This is a genomic window from Pseudomonas sp. B6(2017) (assembly GCF_002112765.1).
GTDB lineage: Bacteria > Pseudomonadota > Gammaproteobacteria > Pseudomonadales > Pseudomonadaceae > Aquipseudomonas > Aquipseudomonas piscis.
On the sequence record NZ_NEIQ01000023.1, the window covers coordinates 102,497 to 111,183 of the forward strand.

9 protein-coding genes are annotated in these 8,687 nt (G+C 55.9%); 8 read left to right on the top strand and 1 reads right to left on the bottom strand.

Annotation, left to right across the window (positions count from 1 at the left end; translation table 11 throughout):
* Positions 1-2 precede the first annotated feature (2 nt).
* Complete coding sequence (locus tag CAG11_RS29705) at positions 3-767, top strand: C40 family peptidase (RefSeq protein ID WP_085599782.1); 765 nt, start codon at positions 3-5, stop codon at positions 765-767.
* 161 nt (positions 768-928) lie between these two features.
* Here the strand turns inward: CAG11_RS29705 and CAG11_RS29710 are convergent, their stop codons facing one another.
* On the bottom strand, positions 929-1,198 hold the full coding sequence (locus tag CAG11_RS29710) for a hypothetical protein (RefSeq protein WP_085599784.1): 270 nt from the start codon (positions 1,196-1,198) through the stop codon (positions 929-931).
* Between the two features lie 220 nt (positions 1,199-1,418).
* Between CAG11_RS29710 and CAG11_RS29715 the strand changes: the two genes are divergently transcribed.
* The 7 genes from CAG11_RS29715 (at position 1,419) to CAG11_RS33470 (ending at position 8,650) form a co-directional block, all read left to right on the top strand.
* Entirely contained in the window at positions 1,419-1,613 is a 195-nt protein-coding gene (locus CAG11_RS29715) for a hypothetical protein (RefSeq protein WP_085599786.1), read from the top strand.
* A gap of 610 nt (positions 1,614-2,223) precedes the next feature.
* The gene (locus CAG11_RS29725) at positions 2,224-2,466 is read left to right on the top strand and encodes a hypothetical protein (protein ID WP_085599790.1); all 243 of its coding nucleotides are present in this window, start codon (positions 2,224-2,226) and stop codon (positions 2,464-2,466) included.
* A 1-nt stretch (position 2,467) separates the two neighbouring features.
* Positions 2,468-2,794: a hypothetical protein gene (locus tag CAG11_RS29730; protein ID WP_085599792.1), complete on the top strand. Its 327-nt coding sequence runs from the start codon at positions 2,468-2,470 to the stop codon at positions 2,792-2,794.
* Between the two features lie 2 nt (positions 2,795-2,796).
* Entirely contained in the window at positions 2,797-3,138 is a 342-nt protein-coding gene (locus CAG11_RS29735) for a hypothetical protein (protein ID WP_085599794.1), read from the top strand.
* 44 nt (positions 3,139-3,182) lie between these two features.
* Complete coding sequence (locus tag CAG11_RS29740) at positions 3,183-3,779, top strand: tail assembly protein (protein WP_085599796.1); 597 nt, start codon at positions 3,183-3,185, stop codon at positions 3,777-3,779.
* A gap of 55 nt (positions 3,780-3,834) precedes the next feature.
* Positions 3,835-7,509, top strand: a complete 3,675-nt coding sequence (locus CAG11_RS29745; protein ID WP_085599798.1) for a phage tail protein — start codon at positions 3,835-3,837, stop codon at positions 7,507-7,509.
* Between the two features lie 286 nt (positions 7,510-7,795).
* Entirely contained in the window at positions 7,796-8,650 is an 855-nt protein-coding gene (locus CAG11_RS33470; RefSeq protein WP_143494817.1) for a hypothetical protein, read from the top strand.
* The last annotated feature ends 37 nt before the right edge of the window (positions 8,651-8,687 follow it).

The window sequence follows — 8,687 nt, forward strand, 5'->3', positions numbered from 1 at the left end:
CCATGCTCAAACACATCTTTGCTGCCGTGCAGAAGCACGCTGCGGCTGAGTACCCGCGGGAGTGCTGCGGGCTGATCCTGGCTGTGGGCCGAAAGCAGCTCTACTTCCCTTGCGCCAACGTCGCCACCGAGCCGACGGAGGAGTTCCGCATCGCACCAGAGCAGTACGCCGAAGCCGAGGAGCAGGGCGAGGTGATCGGCATAGTGCATTCGCATCCAGACGCCACCAGCAGGCCATCACCCCGTGACTTGGCCATGTGCGAGGCCACCGGTCTGCCGTGGCACATATTGTCGTGGCCTGAGGGTGACTTGCGGACCATCATGCCCAACGGCGAGACGCCGCTGCTGGGCCGCTCATTCGTACACGGCGCCTGGGACTGCTGGCAGGTCTGCGCCGACTGGTACAAGCGCGAGCGGGGCCTGGACTTCCCGCCCTACACCCGCGAGGACGGCTGGTGGGAGCAGGCCGCCGGTCCAAGCCTGTACGAGCAGGCCTATGAGGCTGCCGGCTTCTATCGGGTCGACCAGCCGCAACGCGGCGACATGATCGTCATGTCCGTGGGGCGCACTGCACATCCTAACCATGCCGGCATCTACCTGGGTGCCGATCCCGTATTGCCCGGGGAAGATTCAGGCACCTTCGGCCCAGGACCTTTCCTGTTGCACCACCTGTACGGGCGACTCAGCGAGATCATCGTTTACGGCGGTCCGTGGCACGACAGGGCTCGCCTGATCCTCAGGCACAAAGAAGCACAATCAACAACTTGATGCGGCCAGGCCGCAGGAGAGGATGATGGAAGATATTAAAGTTAAAACACCGGGCTCCGATGTAGGCCCGGCGCAGAGTCAGCGTTGGCTGATAGATGAAGAAGGAAAAATATTCATCTCGACAGACGCGATTGAAGAAGCGGTTCGGGACAGAATCAAGATCAAGATTTCTGACTGGTGTCCTGCAGCTTGTTGTCGAAATCTTCAGGTTTAAGAAATGTTGCAGGTGCTGCGCCTTTGAATACCTTTTCGAGAATAGCCTCAGGCAATTCACTCCCACAGCCTTCAGCAAGGCATGTCTCAACCGTAAGCTCAAGCTGGATCTGGGTAATTCCTGGGGCGATTTTCGCAAGGACTTTTGAAAGAGCGATAAGCGTCTGAGCGGTTTGCTGCAATGCCTGCTGCGGGGTAATGTTGAGCTCTTCTAACATATGCCTCTCCTTTTTCATCTCCCCAGTCTATGGGCTTTCCTGCAACGGACTGGAACGGTTCGTTGGGAGGCACAACGCTACTACGCCCAAGCCCAGCTCACGTACTGGCTTTCCGTCCAGGGTGGATGGGTGGACAGGATCAGATTTTCTTTAGGCTGATCAGGTTTTTGCACCGAAGGACGTGATAGCGTTGCGCCCATCTTCATTGAATGAGGTGGGTATGATTCGGAAGCTGGACAAAGAGGAATTGGCTGCCTGGGATGCTTACTACGCTGCCGCGATTACTGCTATTTCAACCCCTGGCGCTTTCAGAAATTCGGTCGATGACGACATCAAGAAAGCAGTTGCAAAAGCAGGTGAAATCGCAGATGAAATGATCGACGAGCGTCGACGCAGAGATGCCGATCACCGCTGATCCGCCAAGCCCAGCCCCGCGCTGGGCTTTTTGCATCTGGATCCAGCCCTTTCGCAGCAGCATCAAATAGCTTGAACGAAAGGATAAACGGCAGGTCCAGGCACATGTATGGCGCTGGCGTATGCATCGCCAAGGTAGCTGATCATGTGCATGGAGGGGCTGGTCATGGGTAAAGGATGTTTTGCGGTTGCCTTACTTTTTCTTTCCTGCCCGTTCGCGGTGTCTGCTGACACCCATTCAAGCGTGGTACCAATGGATTTCAGTCGGTGCGAGCGAGCACAAGCTCAGATCATCGCCCAGCTGAACTCTCGTCCGTCTCGCATAGAAAAGGTCTCGGATGCGCCTGGCCAAAAGGCTGTGCGCGTTTACAGCAACGGCATGGACGTCCTGATCACTTGCGACTCTGAAAAGAGGAGGGTTTTGGTAGAGGTTTCAACCAGGGATGCAGAGTTGCTCAGGGCGTCTGCCGATAGTAAGTGAGCTGACGGCGCCACAGAGTCAGCTCTTGATTAGAACGTTATTGCCAGCCATGCGCTGGGCTTTTTATCTCTGATGGGTGGTATTCTTTTGACTAACGCGCCAGTAGTGTACCAACTGAAAAGGATGCCCAGTGAAAGTCAAAGAACTCATCGAAAAGCTTCAGAAGCTAGACTCAAATCTTGAGATCTATGTGACGTCCGAAGATCCGGATGTGGTTGTTCCAGGCTATTTGGTGCGACCATTTGAGATTAATGACGTATCAGCCTTCAATGTCGTTACCAGCCGTGATGTGATGCGGCGACCTGAGATCTCTGCAGCAGCGGAAGGGGAAGGCCGGGAGTGCGCGATTATAGAAGTCACTGCCGACTTCTGACATGGATAGAGTCGATCAGTTAAATGAGCTGTTGAGAGAGTATTGCTGTGTTATTTCGATGAGCATCGAATACCAGAACTACAGGTATGATCTGGCATTGAAGATGTCCACCGATGAATCAGGCGCTGATGCAGTGACGGTACTTTTTCAAGATATCAGCGCGCTCAACCTGAGCGCTTTCGGCGGTGGACTAACTCAATTCATGGATCTCGTCGTGGCACGAATCGACGCTGGTCTCGACAGGGTCAGATACGAGTTGAGGGATGTTGAGAGCGATAAAATATCGCTCTGCTTCCTCTCCTTCAGCATGAGCGCTCATAAGGACTAACTATGCGAATTTTGACAGCGGCCGTGGCTTTTGCGGTGTTGGCGGGGTGTTCTTCGTCTGCAGATCTGATGTCGTCGACACCAGAAGTCACGGTTACATCTGCGAAAACACCTAAAGCCTTTGCTCTATGCGTGTTCCCTGAATGGCAGGAGCACAATTCAAACGCGAGCATGACTGAAACCTCTACTGGGTATCGCCTGGTCAATGGTTTTGCGCAACAAACTGATGATGTGCTGGATATTCGAGAGGCTAAGTCAGGAAGCGTCGCGAAGCTTTACCAGCGAGTTGCATGGTCACAAATTGGGAGAGGAGGGTTGCGAGACTCTCTTCAGCAATGCCGATAAGACCAAAACCGCCGAAAGGCGGTTTTTTTTGGAAGGAGAGAAATATGGCTGCTGCAGTTATGACCGCCCAAGGAATGACGTCGATCATGCTTTCGGGATCTCTTGCTAAAAAATTTGGCAGACGTCATTCCAGGAAGATCGACTCGGGCACATCCCGAGAAGTGTTCAAAGCTCTGAACTGCACCATTGAGGGATTTGAGCACGAAATTAAACGGCTTGCTTCCCTCGGTATGCGTTTTGCGGTGTTCCGAAATCGTAAAAATGTAGGAGAGTCTGAGCTGGATCTCGGCGGTACTCGCGAATTGCGAATAGTGCCAGTGATTGGTGGAAGCAAGCGTGGTGGCGCATTGCAAACGATAGTAGGCGTCGTGTTGCTTGCGATTTCCTGGGCCTTTCCTGTAACCGCACCTTATTTGACGCCTGCGGGTATCGGCCTTGTCGCCGGCGGCGTGATCCAAATGCTCAGCCCCCAGCAAGGCGGTCTCAAGCAAAGCGCCTCTCCCGAGAACATGCCTTCCTACGCCTTCGGCAGTGCCAAGAACACCACCGCGAGTGGCAACCCGGTTCCGATCTGCATTGGTGAGCGCCGGTGGGGCGGGGCGATCATTTCTGCCTCGATCTACGCCGAAGACAAAGCTTAAACACCACAACGTCAAACGGCCGCCTTGAGGCGGTTTTTTTATGCCTGGAGGAAAGATGGACGTCGAGATCCACGGCGCCAAGGGCGGCGAGAAAAAGCCGAAAATGCCTTATGAGGCAGCAGATAGCCTGCGCTCGACCAACCTGGCCAAGATCCTGATCGCGGTAGGCGAGGGCGAGTTCGAGGGCACGCCAACGGCTCGCGATATCTACCTGGACAACACTCCAATTCAGGATGCCAGCGGCTCCTACAACTTCACCAACGTGAAGTGGGAGTGGCGGCCGGGTTCTGTGGACCAGGACTACATCCCAGGCATTCCCTCGGTCGAGAATGAAACCTCGCTGAACATCGAACTGCGCAGCGGTGCGCCGTGGGTGCAGTCGATCAGCAACACTCAGCTTTCGGCAGTACGGGTGCGGATGGCCTGGCCGGCGCTACAGGCACAGGACAACGAGGGCAACGTTAAGGGCTACCGAATCGAATACGCGATCGATGTAGCCACCGACGGCGGAGCTTATCAGCAGGTCCTGGCCGAGGCCGTGGACGGCAAGAGCACTTCTCGCTACGAGCGCTCTCGCCGAATTGATCTGCCGCCTGCGACGTCGGGCTGGCAGATCCGGGTGCGTCGCATTACCCCGAACCAGAACACCAACAAAGTGGCCGACACCATGTTGATCGCCGGTTACACCCAGGTGATCGACGCCAAGATCCGGTACCCGAATACCGCACTGCTCTACATCGAGTTCGACGCCGAGCAGTTCACCAACATTCCTGCCGTCACCGTGAAGTGCAAAGCCCGCAAGTGGCAGGTGCCCAGCAACTACGATCCGGTGGCCAGGACCTACTCGGGGATCTGGGATGGAACGATGAAGCAGGCCTGGACCAACAACCCTGCCTGGATCACCTTCGGCATTTGCACCGAAAACCGCTTCGGCCTGGGCAAGCGCATCAAGGGCTGGATGGTCGACAAGTGGGAGCTCTACCGGATCGCGCAATACTGCGATCAGCTGGTTTCCAACGGCCTGGGCGGCCAGGAGCCGCGTTTCCTCTGCGACATGAACCTGCAAGGCAAGGCCGATGCCTGGTCACTGCTGCGGGATATCGCCGGCATCTATCGCGGTATGACCTGCTGGGCCCAGGGCCAGCTCGTCATGCAGGCCGATATGCCTCGGGCCCAGGACATCGACTATGTGTTCACCCGTGCGAACGTGGTGGATGGCAAGTTTTCCTACGGCAGCGCATCGGCAAAGACCCGCTACACCCGCTGCTTGGTGAGCTACGACAATCCGGCCAACAACTACGACACCGACGTCATTCCCTATGCTGATCTTCCGCTGCAACGTCGGTTTGGCGACAAGCCTACCGAGATCAGCGCAATCGGCTGCACCCGGGCCAGTGAGGCCCAGCGCCGCGCCAAGTGGGCAATCCTGAGCAACAACCAGGACCGGACAGTTACTTTCAAAACCGGGATGGAAGGGCAGATTCCATTGCCTGGCTTCATCATCCCAGTTGCCGATTCGCTGCTGGCAGGCCGGGAGGTGGGCGGACGAATCGCGGCAGCGGCTGGTCGCGTGGTGACGCTGGACCGGGACACCCAGGCGAAGGCCGGCGATCGGCTGATCATCAACCTGCCCGCCGGCAGGGCTGAGGGACGCACGGTGCAGAGCGTCAAGGGGCGTCAGGTCACGGTGACCACAGCCTATAGCGAACCTCCCGCCAAGGACCTGCAGTGGGCTCTCGATGCTGATGATCTGGCCATTCCGCTGTATCGCGTGCTTCGGACTGCACGAACGCCGGAAGGCGACTACGAAATCAGCGCCCTGCAGTATGAGCCCAGCAAATACGCATCGATCGACACCGGGGCTCGCCTGGAAGAACGGCCGATCAGCATCATTCCGGTGACTACTGTTCCGGCGCCGGCGAGCGTGGCGCTGACTTCCGATTACGCCATTGACCAAGGCCTGGCTGTCAGCACGATGACGATTGCCTGGCCCGCGGTATCCGGCGCTGTCGGTTACGACGTGGAATGGCGCAAGGACAGCGGCAACTGGATCAAGCTGCAGCGCACTGGTTCCACCAGCGTCGACGTGACTGGTATCTACGCTGGCGCCTATCTTGCCCGAGTACGTGCAGTGAGCGCCTTCGAGATCTCCTCGACCTGGAAGAGCTCAGAACTAACCCAACTCAAGGGCAAGGACGGTGTTCCGCCGGCGGTGGCGTACCTGAACGCCTCCAGCGAGTTGTTCGGCATCAAGTTGAAGTGGGGATTCCCTGTCGGCGCCGAGGACACCCAGCGAACCGAGATCTGGTATGGCGCAGGCAACAGCCTGGAGCAGGCCGCCAAGCTCTCGGACCTGGCTTATCCGCAGTCGGACTTTCTGCTGCAAGGCCTTGCCGCCGGCGCGCAGTTCTTCTTCTGGGCTCGCCTGGTGGACCGTACCGGCAACGTTGGACCGTTCTATCCGGCCGTAGGCGGAGTTATGGGCCAGGCCAGCTCCGATGCCGATCTGATCCTCGACTACATCAAGGGCAAGATCGATGAGTCCAGCCTGGGCCAGCACCTCAAGGGGGAGATCGACAAGATCAGCGGCGACGGCCCTGGATCGATCAACGAGCGCCTTGAAGCGATCAAGGACCTGATCAAGCAGTACACCGACGCACTTGTCTGGGATCCGGAGAAGGCATACGCGAAGGGCGAGATCGTGCGGCAGGGGCAGAACCTGTACCAGGCCCTCGGGCCGGTACCAGCTGGCACCCAGCCGCCGAATGCGCAGTACTGGAAGGATGTCGGGACGATCCTGGAGGAGGCCAACGCGCTGGCTGGCGAGGTGCACAACCTGACGCAACAGATCACCAACATCGACGGCAAGCTGACGGCAGTGTCGGAGAAGGTGGACGGCGTCTATGTGCAGCTCAATCCGCCGATGGCTGGTGACGACGGCGAACTTGTAGGGCAAGACACCGGCTATGCCGGCGTGTGGTCGGTCTGGTCCGCCGTCGCAGAAGGCGACTACGTCCAGGCCAAGCGCACGGACATAGTCGAGGCCGATCTCGGCAAGGCAAATGCGCGCGTCACAGGCCTGACCACCGCAATGGTTACGGCTGATTCTGCCCTGGGCGAAAGAATCACCCAGGTTGACGCCAAGGTTGGCCAGAACACCGCGGCCATCCGTGACGAAACAAAGGCCAGGGTTGATGCGGTGGGCGCTGTAGCGCAGCGCACAAGCACAGTTGAGACAAATCTCAACGGAGTGTCGCTGAAGGCCGACGAGGGGCTGCGCGTCGCGCAGGAGGCCAACGGCAAGTTCTCGCAAATGTGGTCCACGCGCCTGCAGTACAACTCTGGAAGCGGCGAGTACAAGTTCGCAGGCATTGCCCTGAGTATTGAGAACGGCCCCAGCGGAGTGGTGCAGTCGAAGTTCGTGATTGACGCGGATATGTTTGCAATTCAGCGGGGCGGTAATGTCCCATTTGCTGTTGAAGGCGGCCAGGTCTTTATGAAGTCTGCATTCATCAAGAACGGTTCAATCGATATGCTCAAGATCGGCAGTAACCTGACTTCTAACAACTATGAGAAGGATGTTTCCGGCTGGGCGTTTTTGCCAGACGGAACTTTTCAGATGATGGGGCAAGTTGGAGGGGGAAATAAATTGGTGATTAATAATAGCGGGATTTATATCTATTACCCGAACGGCGTTAAAGCTATCGACTTGAGCGTTGATGCATCATGAGCGCCGGACTTGTTACAAGAGATCAGTCCGGCAATATCACGGCAGACATGACTAAGTACCTTAGCCAGTCCGTTGGCTTTGTTACTACAAACAAAGAGAATGGGTCTGCATCTATAACCATGCCAGCAGGCAAGAGCTATTTCTATACCATTGCCCCGCTTGAGCCTAGCGTGCGTTCGGCTGGTAAGCCGCCTGGCGTGACGCTCACAAATGACCTGATTACTTGGCAGTATCGTTTGCCTAGCGGTTTTCCGATCAATTGTCGAATCTATTACGGATACTTTTAATGGCTACAGCAGCATTAATCGCCAGGAATCCTGATGGTAGCATCTTGTACGATACGTCAAAGTCTATTTATGGCTTGATCAAGAGCGGTCCAGTGGAGTTTGCTGAGACTTGGAGGCGCACCCAGCCAACCGGAGGTCCTCATATCTACTACGATAATATCTATAAATTCGTGGTCAAGAATGCGATAAGTCCTATTGTTTTTGTAACGGGTGCGTGCAATCAGTCCATTGTCTCAAAAGAGGGGGATAACACGGTTTTCTATTTTGCCGGGCAAGTAGCCGATATTAAGGTTTATTGTTTTGACTTGATGGCGCCAATTTTTACAGGGCCGGCACTTAAAACTAGGGCTAAAGATGGATCTTTCACGTTCAACAGTCTACAGCAGCCTCTAAATATTATTGGTACCTCTACGGCACCACCACCCCCACAAGCTGAAGACCAGTGGGGCACGCCATTTCCATTTGGTGGTGGTGTAGGCTACTACAGAGTAGTTGTTCCTCAATATGATGTTGGGGGTAGCTATCTTGGTGGCTACCCTGAGTACGGGTTCATATACCAGCTAGACCCAAGTAAGACGTACGCGGCATACATCCCGTGGAGCAGGGGATGCTTTTTCCAAAACCCGCTACCTGCTGGCCAGAACTTGATGCGAGGCGGCCTACATGAAGGTTGTTATGGTTTACAAGGCATGATTGTTCACAACATGTGGATTTCACCAGAGTCAACATACGGGCGTATACTTCAATTCCCTGGAACACCATCTGGTACTTGGGGTGTTGCAACTGATCGTGTTCCTCAATGTCCTTATATTGATGTCTCTGAATATCAATATCCTTTTGATCCTCCCCGCTAGTTGGAGAAGCCATGGCACGCAAGAACATTGAACTCGG